The sequence below is a fragment of the Phocaeicola coprocola DSM 17136 genome, assembly GCF_000154845.1.
GTDB classification, from domain to species: Bacteria; Bacteroidota; Bacteroidia; order Bacteroidales; family Bacteroidaceae; genus Phocaeicola; species Phocaeicola coprocola.
This window is the reverse complement of sequence record NZ_DS981449.1, coordinates 1-1174: the sequence shown is the minus strand read 5'-3', so window position 1 is coordinate 1174 and position 1174 is coordinate 1. Positions and strand designations below refer to the sequence as shown.

The 1174-nt window shown below is 43.8% G+C and carries 2 pseudogenes; both read left to right on the top strand.

Annotated features, from left to right (window positions below):
• Positions 1 to 467: pseudogene (locus BACCOP_RS19500) on the top strand (SusD/RagB family nutrient-binding outer membrane lipoprotein); the annotation flags it as partial.
• A gap of 123 nt (positions 468 to 590) precedes the next feature.
• Positions 591 to 1174 (top strand): annotated as a pseudogene (locus tag BACCOP_RS02775) (hypothetical protein); the annotation flags it as partial.

Sequence of the window (1174 nt, the reverse complement as noted above, 5' to 3'; positions counted from 1 at the left end):
TATTTGGCCGAAGCTTCTTTCAAGGATGGAATACAGGAAAGTAAGTTCTATAGACGAACTGTACTGAACAGGAGTACGTGCAGCTATCGATTTCCTGACAGAAAAGCTATGGATGCGACCAGGTTTCGGATGAAACATTCGAAGAATATATAAATCAAAACGGAATCGGACATACTGACGAACAGAAAAAAGAAGCCATCAATACACAGGCCTGGATTCTCCACTTCACCAATCCGGCTGAATGTTGGGCAAACATACGCCGTTCTGGTTATCCGAAATTGAAATCACCTGCTGAATACGGTTTCGGACAATATCTGACCGGCGGTACTGAAATTCCGGTGCGCCTTTGCTACCCGGTTCTGGAATCATCTTACAATAAAGTAAGTTACGAAGAAGCTCTAAACCGCATGGGAGGAACAGACAACTGGTACACTCCGGTATGGTGGGACAAAGATGCAACAAAATAACAATCATTTTTTAATTAGATTCAGATATGAAAAAGATATACCACATACTATTAATCATGCTTGCTATGAGCTTCGGACTCATCGCCTGCACGGAAGAAACTCCATTTTCTACAGCAACAGAAAATGACGATCCCCGAATCCTTGACCCTTTTATTTCCCGACCAAGTAAACGGTGAACTGCCGGTAGTTTCAAATATCAGCCGTGATGCCAACTTCTCGATGACACTGACTGTGACTCCTGCCGATTATACAACCGTTACATGGTTTATTGACGGAGAAGAAATACAGACAGGAAAAGAAATTGACCTCGCTCTGAAAGCAGGAACTTATCATTTGAAAGTGACCGCTACAACCAGCATCGGCAAATCGACTTACCGTGAAGGACTCATTCAGGTCAATCCTTTGGCAGATGATCCCTGGGCTACCGAAATCGGCTTCGAACGCATCATTACTACTGGAGCAAAAGCACAACTTTACGGCAACAACCTTGATAAAGTAAATAGCATCGTTATCGGCAGAAAAACAGCAACCGATATCGCTTACACAGAAAACGGAGAAAACAGCTACATCGAATATACCGTTCCGGAAGGACTGGCAGACGGAACCTATCGGATTATTCTTGTAGATAACGGTGGCAATGAATACGGAGGAAACAAAGTAACCGTTACCAGTGACGCACTCATCACAGCCGGCTCAGAACGTACTTC